The sequence below is a fragment of the Microlunatus parietis genome (assembly GCF_013407955.1).
Lineage (GTDB): Bacteria > Actinomycetota > Actinomycetes > Propionibacteriales > Propionibacteriaceae > Microlunatus > Microlunatus parietis.
In genome coordinates this window covers 6162695-6180802 of sequence record NZ_JACCBU010000001.1, presented here as the reverse complement: position 1 = coordinate 6180802, position 18108 = coordinate 6162695, and the positions used below count along the sequence as shown (strand labels likewise).

Annotated in this window: 15 protein-coding genes; 3 read left to right on the top strand and 12 right to left on the bottom strand. The window is 64.6% G+C overall.

What is annotated here, in order from left to right; translation table 11 throughout:
- Window positions 1-8 precede the first annotated feature (8 nt).
- From BKA15_RS29765 to BKA15_RS29710, 12 genes are all read right to left on the bottom strand, one after another.
- On the bottom strand, window positions 9-983 hold the full coding sequence (locus BKA15_RS29765; RefSeq protein ID WP_179757177.1) for a hypothetical protein: 975 nt from the start codon (window positions 981-983) through the stop codon (window positions 9-11).
- The gene (locus BKA15_RS37065) at window positions 983-2377 is read right to left on the bottom strand and encodes a nucleotide-binding protein (RefSeq protein ID WP_179757175.1); all 1395 of its coding nucleotides are present in this window, start codon (window positions 2375-2377) and stop codon (window positions 983-985) included. The genes BKA15_RS29765 and BKA15_RS37065 overlap by 1 nt, the downstream gene beginning before the upstream one ends.
- Window positions 2378-2383: 6 nt before the next feature.
- Window positions 2384-3010, bottom strand: a complete 627-nt coding sequence (locus tag BKA15_RS29755) for a hypothetical protein (protein WP_179757173.1) — start codon at window positions 3008-3010, stop codon at window positions 2384-2386.
- 2 nt (window positions 3011-3012) lie between these two features.
- Window positions 3013-5481: a M23 family metallopeptidase gene (locus tag BKA15_RS29750; RefSeq protein WP_179757171.1), complete on the bottom strand. Its 2469-nt coding sequence runs from the start codon at window positions 5479-5481 to the stop codon at window positions 3013-3015.
- A gap of 224 nt (window positions 5482-5705) precedes the next feature.
- Entirely contained in the window at window positions 5706-6257 is a 552-nt protein-coding gene (locus BKA15_RS29745) for an SCO4402 family protein (RefSeq protein WP_446685533.1), read from the bottom strand.
- Between the two features lie 22 nt (window positions 6258-6279).
- Entirely contained in the window at window positions 6280-6618 is a 339-nt protein-coding gene (locus BKA15_RS29740) for a hypothetical protein (RefSeq protein ID WP_179757167.1), read from the bottom strand.
- Window positions 6615-9119 carry an APC family permease gene (locus tag BKA15_RS29735; RefSeq protein ID WP_179757165.1) on the bottom strand — a complete coding sequence of 835 codons (2505 nt, stop codon included), beginning with the start codon at window positions 9117-9119 and terminating at the stop codon, window positions 6615-6617. Before BKA15_RS29735 ends, BKA15_RS29740 begins: the two co-directional genes overlap by 4 nt.
- A gap of 12 nt (window positions 9120-9131) precedes the next feature.
- On the bottom strand, window positions 9132-9557 hold the full coding sequence (locus BKA15_RS29730; RefSeq protein ID WP_179757163.1) for a hypothetical protein: 426 nt from the start codon (window positions 9555-9557) through the stop codon (window positions 9132-9134).
- Window positions 9558-10341: 784 nt separating this feature from the next.
- Window positions 10342-11736 carry a hypothetical protein gene (locus tag BKA15_RS29725; RefSeq protein ID WP_179757161.1) on the bottom strand — a complete coding sequence of 465 codons (1395 nt, stop codon included), beginning with the start codon at window positions 11734-11736 and terminating at the stop codon, window positions 10342-10344.
- A 1784-nt stretch (window positions 11737-13520) separates the two neighbouring features.
- On the bottom strand, window positions 13521-13952 hold the full coding sequence (gene ndk / locus BKA15_RS29720) for a nucleoside-diphosphate kinase (protein ID WP_179757159.1): 432 nt from the start codon (window positions 13950-13952) through the stop codon (window positions 13521-13523).
- A gap of 34 nt (window positions 13953-13986) precedes the next feature.
- Window positions 13987-14349, bottom strand: coding sequence for a DUF4233 domain-containing protein (locus BKA15_RS29715; RefSeq protein ID WP_218871634.1), 363 nt, complete (start codon window positions 14347-14349; stop codon window positions 13987-13989).
- Window positions 14346-15860, bottom strand: coding sequence for a bifunctional folylpolyglutamate synthase/dihydrofolate synthase (locus tag BKA15_RS29710; RefSeq protein WP_179757157.1), 1515 nt, complete (start codon window positions 15858-15860; stop codon window positions 14346-14348). The genes BKA15_RS29715 and BKA15_RS29710 overlap by 4 nt, the downstream gene beginning before the upstream one ends.
- Before the next feature lie 35 nt (window positions 15861-15895).
- Between BKA15_RS29710 and BKA15_RS29705 the strand changes: the two genes are divergently transcribed.
- The 3 genes from BKA15_RS29705 to BKA15_RS29695 are packed head-to-tail and all read left to right on the top strand — an operon-like array spanning window position 15896 to window position 18087.
- Entirely contained in the window at window positions 15896-16348 is a 453-nt protein-coding gene (locus BKA15_RS29705; RefSeq protein ID WP_179757155.1) for an HIT family protein, read from the top strand.
- A 40-nt stretch (window positions 16349-16388) separates the two neighbouring features.
- Window positions 16389-17273, top strand: coding sequence for a class I SAM-dependent methyltransferase (locus BKA15_RS29700; protein WP_179757153.1), 885 nt, complete (start codon window positions 16389-16391; stop codon window positions 17271-17273).
- 52 nt (window positions 17274-17325) lie between these two features.
- On the top strand, window positions 17326-18087 hold the full coding sequence (locus tag BKA15_RS29695) for an SDR family NAD(P)-dependent oxidoreductase (RefSeq protein ID WP_179757151.1): 762 nt from the start codon (window positions 17326-17328) through the stop codon (window positions 18085-18087).
- The last annotated feature ends 21 nt before the right edge of the window (window positions 18088-18108 follow it).

Below are 18108 nucleotides of genomic sequence, written 5' to 3'. Positions count from 1 at the left end.
CTCCGTTCTCAACGCCGGCCGGATTCGGTGACGGCGTTGCCGTAGGGGGTCAGCTCGGAGCCGGGCGATCCCCAGGCCACGACGGCCGGCGCGGCCGTGTCGGCCCGGTCCAGCAGCAGGTCGTACGTGAGCCTCGGCTGCTGGGTACCCTGGCCGACCGCCGCCCAGACGACCGTGAACGACACCCGCACCAGGGCCTGCCGAGGCTTCGCGGTGCGTGTCCGTTCCTGGTCTTCCGCCCACAGCGCGCCGGTCTCCCGGATCGCCGGAGCGCTGAAGGTGACACCGGTCAGCGGCAGGTAGGACCTACTGGCATCCGGATCGCCGACCGCGAGCTTCAGCGCTGCCGGGTCTCCCCCGGTGTAGGCCTTCGCCCAGGCGCTCACGGCCGAGGTGTACTCGGCGGGCGCGGACATCGAGTCGATCCCCGGCCACGGCCACTCGGCCTGATCACCCGCGCCCGGCGCCGAGGACCGAATCGGCACCAGGGCCGGCTCGGTCAACGGAATCGCGCCGCTCGGCGTGATCAACAGCTGAATGCTGGTCTCGTACATCTTGCTTTCGGGCGCGGCGAGCACGAAGCGGTAGGTCGCCAGCGTCCGGACGACGTTCTCCTCGCCCTCCCGGGGCTGGGCCGGCTTGCTGCTCGATCCGATGTAGGCCACGACCCGGCCGCCGGGCAGAGGCGACGGGTTGCTGCTCAGCCACTCCTCCACGGCCACTTGGGCCTGGGCCGCCTCCCTCGTCGCTGTGGTGTCAGAGGTGGGTCCCGTGTTCGCCACCGGCGGCGTCAGCACCCGCACGCCCAGCACGATCACGGTGAAGATCAGGAACGGAAACAAGATCGCCGACACCCACAGGTAGATCGTGATCAACCGGCGCCGGGCCTTGCCCCGGTTCGGATCGACGACGACCGGCAGCGTGTCCGGTTCGTCCCACCAGTCGACGTTCTTGATCTTGCGTGCTCCGTTGGCCGTCTTCATCAGCCGGCCTCCTTCCCGCGCCGCCGAAACCAGCGACGGCGGTCCTTGCCCGAGTCCGGTGAGTAGGGTGCCGCCTCCACCGGCATGTCGAAGATCCGCTGCAGCACGACGTCGATCAGGTTCGCGCAGACCGGAAGATCGGATGCGAGTTCGCCCGCGTTCATCCGGGACAGGATCTCGTTGTCCTCCCAGATCGTGCCCAGATGCACCGACAGCTCGCGAAGCGCCGCCACGATGCGATCCTGGTTGTGCAGGGCGATGTTGGTGGGCACCCTGTTGATCAAGGACATGACGTGACTGGGGTTCACGCCGAGCCGGATCAGCCGCTCCATCACCTCGATCAGGTTGGACAACCCGGCGGTCGACATGCCGGTCACAGCCAGCGCCCAGCCGCCGGCACCCAGCTCCGGCTCGATCACCTGCGACACCAGATCGCGCGGGTCGTCCCGCTCCAGGATCTGGGTGTCCAGCACGACCAGATCGGCGAACTGCCGCACCTGGCCGATCATGCCCGCCAGCACCGAGGCGGTGATCCGGCCGGTGGCCAGCTGCTCGGCCGTCGGGCCCTGGATGAACGCGAAGTTGACCTTGGACAGCCGGGCGTCCCGGGTCCGGTTCAGCTGCAGCGGCGAGATGATGCCGGTCCGGACGTTGTCGTCGAGGATCGCATCGAACACGGTCGGCAGATTGCCGTCGGCGACCCGCAGGAACGTTGCGAGATCCGGTTGGCCGAGGTTGGCGTCGACGAGCACGACCCGGCGCCCTCGGTTCGCGGCCCGGTTGGCCACCGACAGCGCCAGCGACGACTTGCCGACGCCGCCGGAGCCGGACAGCGCGAACAGCACCTCGGCCTCACCGGTCCGGATCGCACCGCCCCGCAGCGCTCGCCGTACCGACTCGGCGAACAGTTCCTCGTCCGGATGCGGCGGCGCCTCGGGCTCGGCCGCCCGGCGGGGCGCCCCGGCGTCGGGGTCCCACTCGGACCAGTCGGGCAGGTTCGGGTCCAGCAGCGAGCCGTCGGGCTCGAACTGCAGCCCGGGCGGCAGCTGGTCCAGGTCGATCGCGTCGGTGACCACCCCGGCGTTCTTGAGTACGTCGACGACGGTGCTGCCGGGCCGCAGCTGGTATGTGCGGTAACCATCGCCGTCGTCGACGATCGGGTACTGGTCGGAGCCGAGCACGGTCAGGTTGACGTGACGGTAGATCCGCGGGATCAGGCTCTGCACCCGCGGCTGGTTGAGAATCAGGCAGCCGACCGGGCCGAATTCGGTGACCAGGTCGTGCACCCGGTCCGCGGCGATCCGCAGGTCAGGGCTGGAGGCTACCGTGAATCCGGCCCTGACCAGGTGGATCGCGAGCGGGTCCAGGCCGATGAGTCCGATCGGGGTGGTCACGTCACCTCACCTCCCTTCCATATTCTTCATAATCTTCTGAGCTGCCGCGATCAGTCCGGGCGACGCCTCCTCATAAGCCTGCGCCGACCAAGTCTCCGTCACCGGATCGAATACCAAAGTCACGTACCACCATTTGTTCTGCGAGCTGCCGATCGCCTCGGACACCACCGTGGCCTGGGAAAAGCTACCGTCAACCACCGCTGACCGTACGGGGGTGATGACCGGTATCCGCGAGGTGGACGGGACCGACATCCGCTGGGCCAGATAGGGCACCGCCACCTTGGCCAACTCCTGCTCGCGGGTCTCCGGATCTCGTACCGAGAAGGCCTTCCAGAAGGCTGCTGCTCGCTTCATGACCACGGCCTCCTCGGCGGGCGTCAGGCTGTGCTCGTCTGCGTCCGTACCCGTGCTGGGCACGTTCGTCGGCGGTGGTGCGGTCGGCGTGTCGGACGCGCCTTCGTCCCCGGGGTGCTCGTACGGGGCGCTCGTCGTGGCGGCAGGCGGCTGCGGCGGCTCGCCGGACTCCTCCGGCGCCCGCGACGCGACGGACCGCCAAATCCCCACCACAACCGCCACAACGATCACCACCGCCAGTGCGATCCCGACCACACTCGTCGAACTCCTGGTCGCCATGGTCAACAGTCCCCGGCGGGCACGTGGCCCCCGCTGCTGGTCATCTGCGGCGAGCAGCGGATCGGGACCCCCTGCTGTTCCAGGTACGTGATCGGGTTCATCACCGCTCCGTCCCGTCGGACCTCGAAGTGCAGGTGAGCGCCGCTCGCCTTGCCCTGCTCCCCCTCGGTGCCGATCACCTGGCCGCGCCTCACGGCGACTCCCGGCTTGATGCCGGGACCGAACGAGTTCAGGTGGGCGTAGTAGGTCTTCACGCCGCCGCCGTGGTCGATCACCACGAGCCGGCCGTACGAGCAGTCGAAGTTGCTCCGCCGCTGCTCGTTGGTGAGATTCGCACAGAACACCTTGGTCGAGTCGACCGTGCCGTCGGCGACGGCGAGCAGCGGCGAGCCCTCGTTGGTCGACATGTCCTGCCCGGTGTGACCCTGGTAACCCCAACATTCGCCACTGCCGGAAACGCAGACGCCGTGGCCGATGGAGTAGTTCTGCGCCGTCGGCAGACCCCACTTGCCGTCCCCGCTACCGGTGTCGACCACGCCCTTGTTGCCGTACACCGAGACGTGGATGTGGTTGCGGTGGGCGGCGGAGTCGCTCGGCCCGGAGTAGCAACCGGCGGCTGCCGTACCGCATTGGCGCCAGCCCTCGGCCGCCCGCTCGACCGACCAGATCCGTTCCTGCCAGATGATGTACATAATGCCGAGCGGGCGTTGGTTGGCCCTGAGCCATTCGGCCGCCTCGTCGCCGAGTTGCCGGCCGGCCGGCGTCTCGTACCCGGGGATCATGAAGTCGACCGCCCGATACAGCGGGTGCTCGCCCCAGGTGGAGTAGTAGTAGCCGCCGATATTCGTGATCGCCGGGAACTTCTGCTTGGTGCAGCGCAGCGTGCGCAACGCATCCGGCTTCAGCCCACGCTCCGAAGGCAGGCCGGTCGCCGGGCAGTTCGCGAAGTCGCCGCCGCCCTGGCTGTGGCACTCGTCGGTTGTGGTCACCGGACCTGTCACTCCCCCAAGGGCGTTGATGAGCGTCACCGCCTCGGCCTCCCGGGTGGCGTAACGGTCCGGGAACGCCGAACGCTGCACGTCCTGGGCCACATCGCCCGGCGGCTTGGTCTGCCAGTCGTCGATCTGCAGCAGACCGGGCGTGTGGTAGCCGGCGTCGCCGGCGGTCCCGGTGCCGGCCTTCTTCGCGTCGGCGACGTTCTGTGCCGTCACCTCATAGCCCTGATAGAACGCCTTGGCACCGTTCTGGACGTCGTTGAGGAGCTTGACGTTCTCTTCGTACGTGCGGCCGCCGGCGTACCAACCGATCAGGGCTCGTTGCTGGAAGACGCCGACGTCATGATTTTCGTCCGGACTCGTCGTCGACCCGTCTGCACCGATCTGCGACTCGACCAGAGCCGTCATCAGGGCGATTCGCCAAGCCCGTTCCGGCAGCTTGAGCGCCTTCCCGACCGCGATGATCGCCGCCGCATTGCGGATCTGCACATCGGTGAAGTTGCCGACCTGCGGCAAGGTCCCAGGCAACCCGATCACACCGATCTGGCCCGGCGTGCAGGACCCGGGCGGGGCCTGCGGTTCCTGCTTCTGACCGATCGCCCAGCGGTACGCGGCGTCGAACACCCGGGCCTGGTCACCACTGGTCGACGTCGGCAGCTGCGACAGCACCTGCTCGAACGCCTTCCGGGTCCGGTTGTGTACGCCGGCGCTCGCCGGGTCGTCCTGGTTGATGCCGATGATGAAGCGGTCCGCGTCCTGCGGGTCCGGGATGGTCACCGCGCCCGCATCGACGGCCAGCGGATCGGTGCCCGGTCCGGCGATCATCAGGGCCGCAAAGAGGCGCCCCAGGAGATAGCCCGCGACCTGGCGGTCCTTCGCGGTCTCCTCGGTCAGCCGATCGATCCCGTACGGGGCTGCTGCCTTGTTGAAATCCGCCACCTTGATGCCGTACGGCGGATCGCCAGGTGCCGTCCAGTCGCCCGCGGACCGATCGATCGCCGCGAGCACGGTCCAGGTGGTCCCGGACCCCTCAGCCGCCACCTTGTAGAGCGAGATCTCCTTCTCGGTCAGTCCTTCGGCGGTCGCGGCCTCGTACGAGAGCTCTTCTCGGAATCCGGAGTCGGTCGCGATCGCGCCGCCGACCTGGGTGACGGACTGGATCAGGTTCACGATGAGATAGGCCGGTACGACCACTGCGACGATCGCGGCAGTGAGAAGGCGACGCCTCGCCGTAGGATTCTTCGCGATGCCGATTCCGGCGCCCGCCGCGGCTCCCGCCACCGCTCCCTGGGCGCCGCCGAGGACCGTTCCGAGCTTCGCACCGGCCTTGGCGTTGCCACCGACGTCGCGTACGTCCCCGCTGACCGAGCCGTCGGACTGACTGCCGGAAGCCAGCCGTTTTCCGGACGACAATGACCGGCGAACACCGCCCTTCGACGATCCGTTTCCGTTGTCGCTGGGACCGTCTTGGGCCATCCCCCGGTCACCTCCCTTCACAACGAGGGCAGGCTGCGGTCCCCGAGTCGTCGAGGCACGCCGCCCACCATGCCGATCCCGCCGCCTCCGAAGAGAACGGGCTCGGCCCCCCGAGGGACATCACACACGCCGGTTTATACCATTGTGACCTGAGTGACGAACTGGGTCCAACGGTTGTCTCGCCGCAGCAGGCTCAGCATGAACGCCAACAGGTTGAGCGATCCTCACTCAACCCCTGCACCGCGCGTCCACGCCCTGCTGACCAACCGCTTGATCCGATGAACGACCGGGAGCCGGTATAGCTTGCGACCGGCGATTCTGTCAGCATTCATGATTCGCAGAGCGAATTCCGCCGATGCGGCGATCGCTGGCCATCGCCGATCAGCTAGGTACACCTCGTCTGCGACGTCACCAAGCTCGTCGATCAGGGGCCCGAACACTCGATCCACCTGTCGAAGTGCCTCGACCTCGACTTCGCGAACGGTCGCGCCGACGCTTGCTTCGGGATTCGGCAGAACCGCAGCGTCGTCATACAAGGCATGGACGCACTGATCCAGACTGTCGGGCGACTTGGGATTGAGCCAGTGGGTGCGTTGATATTCGACATCCGACAAAGACGCTAGTGCCGCGACGATCTCGGCTCGCATGTCTGGGTACCTCACCAGTTGCGCCTGCTCGATTGCTGGCAAGGATCCCTTACCCTCAATACCCGTTGGGGGAGACCGCCTTCGATGAAGGGGCGTCGCGACGGTGCCGTGTGCACGAGCTTGCCGCATCGTCGCGCAGTCAAGTGACGTCTCACAGTTCCGGCACACCAGCCGCAGCGCGACCCGCCGGCGTAGCACCGAACCGGATGGACACAGACCCAGGCTCGGGTTCATTCCAATTCGCATCCATGCGAAGAAGGTCCACCGCCTCCTGTTTTTCGACATCGGTCATGTCGCCATAGGGCTCGAGGCAACGGTACAACTGGATGAGGTCGTGACCGACCAGACGGATCAATTCATCTTTCGCACGCCCTAGCAGTACTTCAGAATCCATGTCCGCGTGGTTCGCTCGCAATTCCCAAACCGCCTCCCAGAGCCCGGAATAGTCCTCTACTGCTAGCCACAATATGGACTCAGTGTCATCCGTCATGATGTCTCTCTCAGCAGTGGATTACCTTGCAGTGGTACCCGTTGAATCGAACCATTGCGACTGATCTTTACATATGGCCCTGAGTGGAGCGGATCTGGGTGCCCCGGCCAACCTTCTTCAATCGAAACCGATTCGCCTGGGCGCTGCGGATTGAGGAACCGCTCGCCGACACCCTTCTTTAGCGGCTTTCCGATCCAGCTCTGTGGCACCAGAGCACGGACCTGAGCCGGCGTCGCACCGTGAAGCGAACTAGGTTTCTCCAGACTCCGAGGTACAGCACCAACCTTCGGCTGGCTCGAGGCAGCAGCAGCAGTGGTTCCATCCCCAGGCGAGTTCCGACTCGCGCTGGCTGCCGCCGCCCGCCTGCGCCGATTGGCTTCGGCACGCTGGGCCGGCGTCGAGTTCGGGTCGTTCAGAATGCTCTCGGGGGAGTTCATATCGGCGCCGTTGACGCCAGGCTGCCGCTTCGGCGGGATCGCCTGGGTCGTCGCCAGTTCGGAGTTCCGCTTCCCCAGGTTGCGACCAGCTCGGCCATCCGCGTTCTCACCGTCCGACCCACGCCCCCGGCCGCGGTTCAACAGGCCTCTTGCACCGTCGAGGAGCTGCTGCCCACCAGTCCGAATCGCGCCGAGGCCGGCACCCCCGGACAGAGCTCCACCCCAGGCCATTGCGCCGCGTACAGACATCGGCGAAGGCATGCCCGCCTTCTGGAACGCGAAGTGCAAGGCGATGGCAGCCATCACCGGGGCCAGTCCGCCGAGGATCAACGTCATATCGGAGTTCGGGCCGGCGAAGTTCCTGATGATGTTCAGGATGACGTTCGTGAACAGCGTCACCAGGCTCATGATGAAGATCGCGAACGCCGCGGTCAGCGACAACCCAACGTAGATCTTGACGAACCGGATCAGCCGATGATTGTCACCTCGCGGGAGCAGGCACAGCACCGCGACGAAGATCACCGACAGCAGCATGAACGCGGCCACAGCCTTGAGGATCATGATCACTGCACCGAGCGTTCCGAACACGGCCGCGACGCCGATCGCAGAGAGCATGTATCCGATCACAGCGGAACTGCTCGCAACCTGGTTGGTGCCGTGGAGCGAGGAGATGAAGTCGTAGATCGAGGCGGGCATCTCTCCCGCCACCTTCTTCAGTTCCCCGTCGCCATCGCCCCAGTCGAAGATGTCGTTGACTTCGTCCCCATCGTTGTTGAAGAAGTCGAAGCAGGCGCGGTCGAAGGCTTCGCTCTCACCCTCGGCAGCCCCAGCTCGGTCGGACTTCGACTTGATCAACCACTCCTGACCGCGCGGGGTATGCCATCCGTCGCGCTTGTCCAGATTCTCGAGCAGGCCGTCCCGCGGAACACACGCCGCCCAGGCGATCCACGCCTGGTCCTGCTCCTGGCGGTTCAGCGGCTTCCACGCCGGCGCGCTGGGATTCACCTTGGCTTGCGTGATGGGGACCCGCTGCTCCGGTACACGCGACATGACGTCCGCCCGAGTGGCAACGGACTCATTCTCGGTCACACCTTGCCCCTCGACCACGTAGGTCTGGACGCCCGCCGGAATGCCGGCGTTGTGGTCGAGCATCCGGCACGCGACGCGATTCTGACCGTTCAGGTTGTCCCGACCAAACTGGCCGACGGACCAGGCCCGATAGCCCGAGACCTGCCACAGGTTGGAAACTGTCTGAGCCGGGATCGACTTCGCATCGATCAACGTTCCACCGCGCTGGACCGAGGCGTCGTATCCCTTCCGAAGCGCGTTGACATAGGCACCGCAACTCAATTGATCCGTGTCGACACCCACGCCGTCGTCCACACGCGGTGTGTTCAACGCGGCAGCTGGAGCGGCAGCAATCTCAGTTATCGCCTCGTCGATCATGGTGGCGAACCATCCCGGCGATCCTTCTCCGGGCTCGAAGTTTCCTGAACTGTCCACGCGACTGCCCGACGCGCCGACGACCATCATCACCAGCACACCGACGATCACCATCTTGACCAGCAGGCGCGCCATCCATCCCGATTCTCGCCGCAATCCCTGAATCAGGAGCCCGGCAACAGCCAGCGCGACAACACCCGCCAAGAGCGGCGAGCCGAGCAACGAACGTCCGAACTGCGCGGCGGCGTTATCGATCGTCGCGCCCACAGAAGCCAACGGGCAAAACTCGGTGGACCACATGACAAACTTCGTCGTCACTGAGTACAGGAAGTCCCCCGCAGCGAACGTACTCCCCTGCATCTGGCGCTGGAAAGGTGCCAGATCAAATGGCGTACCACCTCCGGAGCGGACATGCAACTGCTGCGTTGCACCTGACCAGCGCTCCACCGGGAGGTACTGATAATCGGTTGTTCCGTTGCCCGTCGCACACACACCGCGTGTCTCGTCGAGATCGTCATCTGGTTTCGCCGACGCTGGCGACACGCAGAGCAGAAGCGCGAGCAGCGAGAGAACCAAAACGCCCGCAAGACGCCCGACAAACTTCACGCCCGCAGTATTCATCCTGACATCTTCTCAGTCGAACAGCGACGTCACGCGCGCGACGGTGCTGACCGGCTTCAACGGCAATTCGTCCGGCCGCACCTTCTTCGATGGGTTCGCAACACTTCCTCGCTTAAGCAAGGCCCAGTCATCATGCGGAACCTTGACCACAACCGGGCCAAGCATAAACTGATTCATTATCGAGTTTCGACGATTTACCAGCATCTGATAATTTCGAACCTGGAGCCCGCGCCTCGTCGCCCCGTGAAACAACCACACCGAAATAGCAACAATGAGAGTGAGCAGCACTACTGCGACAGGACCGACGATAATCCAGAGGAACAACGTCGGGACCAATCCGACCATCGCCGCGATGGTTCCTACAATGAAACCACGGTAAGGAAGATCGACAGGTCCGACAGTTTGATGTCGAGTGTTGGATGCCTCACGGCCAGTCATGTCCGTAAGTGAATAGAGAGGTTGCCCGTTCATGTCGACACCCCGCGGCTATGAGTTTTGGGCTCTATCCCACAGACCAACCGCAGTGTTAGCGATCAGATCAACTAGGCCAAGTATTGCGGGCATCAAGAAACCCGGAGCCGCCAAAACGGCACCAAATAGAATTGCCCAAACAACCCAACCTCGTGGGCCATTCTCATCTGCATATCCCCTGGTCCGACGCCAGAGGAACACGATAAGTGCCCCGATAATTATCAATAGACCAATCCAGGCTGCGCCAGTAGTTAAACCAGCTCCACCTTTGTCCGTGACCGCGTCCCAGAAATCAGTCCAGGCTCCGGATAGATTCACCTTTTCGTCCATGACTCATCTTCCGCTAACTGCCACCGACAACGCTAATCACTATCTTCACGACCAGAAACACGCCCAGTACGGCGCCCGCGATCGCCATCGGGACCGCACCGCTCTCCTCGAGCCAGTCCGTAACCTGACTCCGGTCACGGTTGGTCATACCAAAGCGGGCACGCACCCGTCCGACCAGGGCCTCACGCTCTTCGCCTGCCCGTAGCCGCCTTACATCCGGTTCACTCATCGCCCACCTCCCCAGTCACAATAGGTCCCGAACCGACTCCTTGTCTACGTTAGGTGCCAAGTGAGCACTTGACTGAAGCCCCGCGACAGGTCGGCCGCGAAGCGCCTTCGCGCCCGCTATATCCCGGTTCGAAGGAGATAGTCACAGTCAGAGCAATCTGACCCTCAGCACGCTCCGCAATCACGGCTATCTTCAAGATAGGGACAATCCGAACGTAATCGGAGTGAATGAAAAGGACCCATTCCTAGGGCTCGGGTCAGTATAGGACCGCGCCTGGAATGTCCCCTTTGGACCGTAGGTTATCTCAATCTCCTTCGCGGAATCGGGAACCTGCAGAAGCACTCGGCCCTCCCGTATGTTCCAGCCTTCGGAGGCCGGCTCACCCTTTACAACCTTCCCAGCAGCGCGGCCGTCAACAGTAACTGCCACCGAACCCGTGGCAGCAATCTTAGCATCCTTGTACTGGTAAAGCCCGGCCTGGGTCACTTGGGGCTCCGTTTCGGTTAGCCTATCAACCCAATCTAGGTACACCCACATCTGACCATCTGGCGCCCAACCCTCAAGCCTGTCGTACGCGGAGATTTCCATGCCCACAAAAGTGACGCGGTGACGACATTCAAACTGGCCAACCTTGACTCTGTCGTCAAAACTCTTATTCAGATCAAATTCAGACTTTTCCCGATACCAGCCCGCTGCAGTCTTTGACGTACGCTCACCGGTACGAAATGAGATAGTCTGGTCTAGTCCCGCTACGCCGGCGATGAGTTCAGCATCCTTCCCGATCGGTACTGATGCGACTATCGTCGCTTGCGAAGCATCTCGAACATTTTCCGTGATGCTTTTGATCTTACCGTCGACACGAACGGAGTAGGAACGGGATGATTCGATCGTCTCATCTCCTCCATCCTGCCGGTCAATCTCGACGGTGATTGCGAGGAATTCTTCATTCTCTGCCGGATCGTAGTATGGAGCGTCGCCGCCGCCTTGCAGTCGAGGGACGCGCCCGAACTTCACGACCTTTACATCTTCGGACGGCGTATAGATGACGTTGTTCTTTGCCGGTACGCCTCCGCCTGCCAATAGTTCATCGTCGCCGAGCGCGACGACACCCCGATCCGCTCGTGGGGCTTCCGGCATCGGAACCTGGTCAGCCGCCAATGGGGCCTTGCCGTCCGGCCGATACAGTTCCACGCCACCAGGAGGTTCAATTCCAGTCTGACCAACGCTAATCGTCGACGCGTCAACGGAGACCTGGCCGTCACCCTCCAACTTTGGCTCGAACCTGAGCTCATCGAAAACGCCCGGCGCGCCTTCATCGCTAAGGTGTCGGATAGGCCCACAAAGTGCGCGCGGCTGTAGAGCCTCAGTCGATGGATCTCTCAATAGCCAACAATGTGTTTCCTTGGCCAACTGGGCGTACTTATCTGATGCCGAGCCATCTCGCCACGCTTGTTCCAGGACCGAAAGATATGGCACATTGCTGTCGACTTTGGCCCCATCGACGCGGACGGTGGTGCCGCACGCAACCAGCAGAGAACTGAGCACTGCCGCCAGCACTACCACACCGGCATCCTTGACCCTGCGCACCTATACTCCCTTCAGCACTAACTCGTGCATCGGCCAACTGCCGTGTGGCTCATGGCAGGACTCCACTTCGACCCGGACTTTGATCAGGTCTTCGACTACAGTGACACGGATATCGCAGCGAGTTACCCGGTGCGTAGACTTCGGTATTATCGAACGAGTACATGAATCTCCCCGACCTCAAACGTGCGCCGCACTGCAATAGTGTGATTCGTAACTCCAGATTCGCCGCCTGCCGACCACGCCAGTTCCCAGCGCGAAGTGGCGACGACATTGTACACGCCAGGCGACGTATAGATGTGACCACAGGATGGCGACGGCTTCCCCGCCGGGATTCCGGGTCTCCATGACGTACCCCGATTGCAGCGGAGTTTCGTTCCGTCACCCAAGTCCCACGCGACTTCAGTCAATCGGACCGATACGGAGACGGTTAGAGGTCCACTCCGTTCGACCACAGAATCCGACTCCGTTCCCCCTTCAGTCCACAACCAGATTGGAAAGCCAACCGCTGTATCGAAGGGGTAGCCGTGTTGTGTTCGATCAGGTCCCAGCATCGGAGTCGCTGCGGTAAATCTTATTCTGGAGATGACCTCCTGAGCGATTTCCTCGACAAATTCTTCATATGTAAGCTCTGCCGTCGCCCATTGCGTTGCCTGACACTCAACGTAGGCAGCAGGGTCATTGATCCCCCAACACTGAGGCTGCGGGTCGGAGTAGTACATCACCTCGGACCAGGTCCACTCTGATCGATCCTCCGGTAACTCGTCAGGAGTTCTAACATCACTGTCATCCGGTACACCCGGTTTCGTCCAAGAATCGCCGCCGTTATCCCTGTCGGGCTGGCGGGTCCCGGCTACACAGGTGACTTCTCCAGTTTTGGAATGTACTCGCTTGTATGTTCCGTTCGGGCAGGGTCGATCCTCAGCCTTCGCGTCAACGACGCCCGGCCCCAGGAATGTCAAGCAGAGAATTGCCAAGACAAATGGCCAGAGTATCTTTGAGCCCATTATGCACACCCCGTGTTCTTCGGGATCACACGCGATGACACTAGGTAAACCAGCCAGCGACCCGACGTCTTGTCTAGACGAAGTTGCGGCTGCTCATCGAGGAACTGCGGATGTTGGTACGGCGCGCCCCTCCTCGTTACCTTCACGTCTGTCTGGTCGACGCACAGGTGCCACCGTACTTCTGGACTTCTTACGTCAAGTTCAGACATGGAAAGCATTCGAAAGTTTCGAAGGATGGCGGATCCCGTACTTTTGAAACCGCCAGAGCGCAGTGATCGGATCTCGTCGAGATACGATTCTCGAGCTGGTCCGTTCGGATCTAGGAATTTTTCCATGTAGGCGGGAATACGCGTGGCTCCACCTGATTGGGAGACCCTGTCTTGAGCCCGCCAAAACTCAATGTACGCCTGCTTCGAGTCCGCTATCGCTTGGTCTCGCGCTGATACCGGAGTCGGTGCGGGCGTCGGGCTTGCCGTCGTACCAGTGCTCGATGAGGAAGGACTGGGCGTCGACGGTGGCGGATCTGTGCCATCGCGGCACCCGAAGGTCAATAGGAGCAGGCAGGCCAAGAGGGCCGCGGCGAGGGGGCGCCAGCGGTGGGGGCGTTTGCGGGTGCCGGGGCTGGGTCTTGGGTCCGCAGCTACCGGCAGCCACTGCGTCGGGCCTGCCATGGAGGTCACTATGGCATCCCGTGGGCGTCGAACTCTAGGCGCGGATCGAAACTTGTGGATAACTCAGCGGCGGCGGTCCGCCTGTTGATAACTCAGGTGGGAACTTGCGTCAGGCGAGTCCGGGGAACCAGAGGTCGATCTCGCGCTTCGCGGACTCAGGTGAGTCGGAGCCGTGGACGAGGTTCTCGCGGTTGGACAGGGAGTAGTCGCCTCGGATGGTCCCCGGGGCAGCCTTGCGGCCGTCGGTGGCCCCGTTCAGCAGCCGCACGACCTCGATGGCCTCGTCGCCCTCGACCACCAGCGCCACCGACGGGCCCGAGGTCACGAAGGTGCGCAGAGGCGGGTAGAAGGCCTTCTCCACGTGCTCCGCATAGTGCTGATCGGACAACTCATCGTTCACCTGGCGCAGCTCCATGGCGACGATCGACAGGCCCTTGTTCTCCAGCCTGCTCAGCACGGCTCCGACCAGTCCACGCCGGACGGCGTCGGGCTTGATCAGGACGAAGGAGCGCTGGGCCGGCGGGGTCGGGGTGTCAGTCATGGCTGCACCTTATCGAGCGCGGCCCCAACCGCACTCAGCCGGTGGCGGCTCCACCGCCACCCGGTACGCCGCGCTCCAGCCGTCGTCCGAGGACGAAGAACAGCAGCCAGACGCCGGCGAAGATGGCGCCGACGAGGAACATGGCCGCGTTCGCGAAGCCGAGGGCGATGCCGGCGACCTGAGTCAGCCAGGCGAGCGGGTAGCCGGCCGCGGAGCGCAGCAGGCCGGCGCTCGCCAGGGCCAGCAGGGCGGCCAGGCCGCCGAGGCCGCCGGCGACCCAGCCGGGCAGGCCCGAGATGAGGATCATCACCGGGATCGACAGTCCGAACACGATCACCTCGAAGATCAGGGTGATCATCAGCGGCATCCGCATCGGGTTGTCCGCGGCGAGCCTCATCGACGGTCGTCCTCGGGGTCGTCGCCGACCAGCGGCCGCAACGGGTCCTCGGCCGGAGCGCGCCGGATCTGCGGCGGCGCGTAGTCGAAGCCGTCGAGATCGTCCCGGCTCCAGTCCTCGGGCTCCGGGTCCTCGTCCTCCGGCTCGTCCTCCGCCTCGACGGCCGCTTCGCCGCCGTTCACCGGCCAGGGCTCGTTGCCGGCCAGCAGTGTCCGGGCCTCACCGACGGCGATCACGGAGCCGGTGATGAGGACGCCCGCGTTGCCGTACTCATCGGAGTCGGCGAGGGCGATCGCGGTCTCGATGGCGTCGTCGAGGCGGGGCTCGACCTGGACCCGCTCGGTCCCCAGGATCTCCGCCGCCAGCTCGCCGAGCGCTTCCGCGGGCAAGCCGCGATCGGTCGAGGCCACCTGGGTGGCGACAACCCGGTCGACGGTCTCGGCGAGTTCGGTCAGCAGGCCGCGCGCGTCCTTGTCCCGCATCACGGCGATCACACCGATCAGCGGGCTGAAGCCGAACGCCTCGGCCATGCCGGTGGCCGCTGCGCGAGTACCGTGCGGATTGTGGGCGGCGTCCAGGACGACCGTGGGCGACCTCCGGATCACTTCGAGGCGCCCCGGCATCCGTACCTCCGCGAGGCCGGCCCGGATCACGTCCGGCTCCAGCGCCCGCATGCCGAGGAACGCCTCGACGGCCGCGACGGCCAGGGCGGCGTTGTCCGCCTGATGCCCGCCGTGCAGCGGGAGGAAGATGTCGTCGACCGGTCCGCCCGACGCGTTGAGGCGGATCAGCTGGCCACCGACCGCGACGCTGCGCGAGAGCAGACCGAAGTCGATCCCGTCCCGCTGTACCAGAGCACCGACCTCCGCACTGCGCGCCAGCAGCCTCGTCGCGGCCTCCACCGGCTGTCCGGCGAGGATCGCCTGGGCGCCGGGTTTGATGATGCCGGCCTTCTCCCCCGCGATCTTGTCGACCGTCGAGCCCAGCAGATGGGTGTGATCGAGATCGATCGGAGTGATCACCGCGACCGCACCGTCGGCGACGTTGGTGGCGTCCCAGGTGCCGCCCAGCCCGACCTCGATCACGGCCACATCGACCGGCGCATCGGCGAAGGCGGCGAACGCCATCGCGGTGATGATCTCGAAGAAGGTCATCGCGACGCCGTCGATCTTGCGCTCGTCCACCATCGTCACGTACGGCTCGATGTCGGCCCAGGTCGCGTCGAAACGTTCCTCGTCGATCGGCCGGCCGTCGATCATGATCCGCTCGGTGACACTGGTCAGGTGCGGGCTCGAAAACCTTCCGGTACGCAAGCCCGCAGCCCGCAACAGCGATTCGATCATGGCTGCCGTCGAGCCCTTGCCGTTCGTCCCCGCAACATGGATCACCGGGTACGTCTTCTGCGGTTCACCCAGCAGGTCCATCAAGGCCTGCACCCGACCGAGGCTCGGCGCGACCCGGTGTTCCGGCCAGCGAGCGGTGAGGGTGGCGACGAGTTCGGCATGTGACATAGCCAGCACAGTCTAGTGTCCTAGGGTCGGGACGGATGAACACCACAGACTGCTTTGCCTGTACGCAGACCGCCGCCGCAGCCCTGCCGGACCGGGAGCAGGTGGTTCGCACCGAGCACTGGCGGGTCGCCCATGCGTTCGACTCCGCTCTCGCCGGCTGGCTCGTGTTCCTGCCGACCCGGCACGTCACGAGCTTCGCCGAGCTGACCGAGGCCGCGGCGGCCGAGGTCGGGCCGATGCTGCTCGGTCTCTCCCGCGCCCTCCAGAAGGTGGTCGGCTGTGTGAAGACGTACCAGATGATGTTCGCCGAGGCCGAAGGCTTCAGCCACCTGCACATCCACCTGGTGCCGCGCGCTGCTGATCTTGCCCCGGAGTTGATCGGGCCGAACGTCTTCGGTTACCTGAAGCATCCCCGCGAGGAGTGGGTGCCGACCGAGCGGATGGACGAGTTGGCGCGGGAGCTGCGCGCCGCTCTGCCGGAGGAATAACCGATTGCCACGGCCCGGAAGCTTTCGTGATCATGGCGGGATGCCTGAGCCTGCCTACCTGACCGCGAACCGCGCGAATTGGGACGATCGGGCGGTCGCCCACGTCGCGTCTCCCGATTATCGGGTCGCCGACTTCGACGACCCCGAGTTCCTCAGTGACGTGGTCCGGTTCGATGCACAGCGGCTCGGTGACGTGCGCGGCCTGCGCACGGTGCATCTGCAGTGCCATATCGGTACGGACACGATCTCGCTGGCCCGGCTGGGCGCGAAGATCACCGGCGTCGACCTCTCACCGGTCTCGATCGACCATGCCCGCGAACTGGCGGCCCGCACCTCGGCCCAGGCCGACTTCGTCGTCGCCGACGTCTACTCCGCCCCCGCAGCTCTTGATGCCGGATCCGATCTTGATCAAGGCGGTGGCTTCGATCTCGTCTATACGAGCATCGGAGCGCTGTGCTGGCTGCCCGACATCGACCGTTGGGCCCAGGTCGTCGCCGAACTGCTCCGGCCCGGCGGCGGGCTGTTCCTGCGCGACGGACACCCGATGCTCCATGCCACCAACGAATCCCGGCCGGACGGCCTGCTCACGCTCGAGTACCCGTACTTCGAGACCGAGCCGCTGATCTGGGACGGCGACGGTACCTACGTCCAGACCGATCACAAGATCACCCACACGACCAGCTACCAGTGGAACCACGGGCTCGGCGAGTTGATCACCGCGCTGCTCCGGCACGGCCTGGAGCTGACCCTGTTCGAGGAGCACGACACGGCGCCGCACGAGGCGATCCCGGGCCGGATGACGCAGCTCGGCAACGGCGAGTGGCGGCTCACCGACCACCCGGAGCGGCTGCCGCTGACCTTCACCATCGCCGCGACGAAGCGTCCCCGGTCCGGAGACGGCTTCCGGCTCCCCGCCGCCCGGTGACGTCGGCATCCCCGTACATTCAGGTACGGAGTCGGCGAGAGAGGGAGGCACCGTGCACGTACTGGACACGTTCCGGCTGACCGGGCGGAAGGCGCTGGTCACCGGCGGGAATCGGGGGCTCGGGCTCGCCTTCGCCCGCGGACTGGCCGAGGCCGGCGCCGAGGTGGTGATCACCGCCCGCGATCAGGCCCGCAACGAGGAGGCGGCGGCGACGCTGCGCGACGAGGGCCATCCGGTCCAGGTGGTCACCGGTGACCTGGTCACCGACGCCGAGCGGATCGTCACCGAGTCGGCCGCCGCGCTGGGCGGGCTGGACATCGTGATCAACAACGCCGGGATCGCGATCCACCGGCCGACCTTCGAGGTTCCGCAGTCCGAGTTCGACACGGTGCTCGACCTCAACCTCAAGTCGGTCTGGACCACCTCGATCGCCGCGGCCCGGATCATGAAGGAGTCCGGCGGCGGCAGCATCGTCAATGTCGGATCGATCTCCTCGATCATCGTAAATCGACCGCAGTGGCAGGCCTCCTACAATGCGTCGAAGGCCGCCGTCCACCAACTGACGAAGTCGTTGGCCGCAGAATGGGCGCCGTACGGAATTCGCGTGAACGCCGTCGCGCCGGGATATGTCAAAACGGATATGGCACCGGTGGACCGGCCCGAATTCAAAGCCCGCTGGATCGACGACTCAGTGCAGCAGCGCTACGCAATGCCGGAGGAGATTGCGCCGACCGTGGTCTATCTCGCGTCGGACGCCGCCGCGTTCATGACCGGCTCGGTGGTCGTGATCGACGGCGGCTACACGGTCTACTGACCGCGCAGCCGCCGCCGAAGG

Excerpts from the sequence above, each read along its gene's own strand:
- BKA15_RS29765 (WP_179757177.1), bottom strand. The coding sequence starts at position 983 with ATGAAGACGGCCAACGGAGCACGCAAGATCAAGAACGTCGACTGGTGG.
- BKA15_RS29755 (WP_179757173.1), bottom strand. The coding sequence starts at position 3,010 with ATGGCGACCAGGAGTTCGACGAGTGTGGTCGGGATCGCACTGGCGGTG.
- BKA15_RS29750 (WP_179757171.1), bottom strand. The coding sequence starts at position 5,481 with ATGGCCCAAGACGGTCCCAGCGACAACGGAAACGGATCGTCGAAGGGC.
- BKA15_RS29745 (WP_446685533.1), bottom strand. The coding sequence starts at position 6,257 with ATGCGGCAAGCTCGTGCACACGGCACCGTCGCGACGCCCCTTCATCGA.
- BKA15_RS29740 (WP_179757167.1), bottom strand. The coding sequence starts at position 6,618 with ATGACGGATGACACTGAGTCCATATTGTGGCTAGCAGTAGAGGACTAT.
- BKA15_RS29735 (WP_179757165.1), bottom strand. The coding sequence starts at position 9,119 with ATGAATACTGCGGGCGTGAAGTTTGTCGGGCGTCTTGCGGGCGTTTTG.
- BKA15_RS29730 (WP_179757163.1), bottom strand. The coding sequence starts at position 9,557 with ATGACTGGCCGTGAGGCATCCAACACTCGACATCAAACTGTCGGACCT.
- ndk (WP_179757159.1), bottom strand. The coding sequence starts at position 13,952 with ATGACTGACACCCCGACCCCGCCGGCCCAGCGCTCCTTCGTCCTGATC.
- BKA15_RS29715 (WP_218871634.1), bottom strand. The coding sequence starts at position 14,349 with ATGAGGCTCGCCGCGGACAACCCGATGCGGATGCCGCTGATGATCACC.
- BKA15_RS29710 (WP_179757157.1), bottom strand. The coding sequence starts at position 15,860 with ATGTCACATGCCGAACTCGTCGCCACCCTCACCGCTCGCTGGCCGGAA.
- BKA15_RS29705 (WP_179757155.1), top strand. The coding sequence starts at position 15,896 with ATGAACACCACAGACTGCTTTGCCTGTACGCAGACCGCCGCCGCAGCC.
- BKA15_RS29700 (WP_179757153.1), top strand. The coding sequence starts at position 16,389 with ATGCCTGAGCCTGCCTACCTGACCGCGAACCGCGCGAATTGGGACGAT.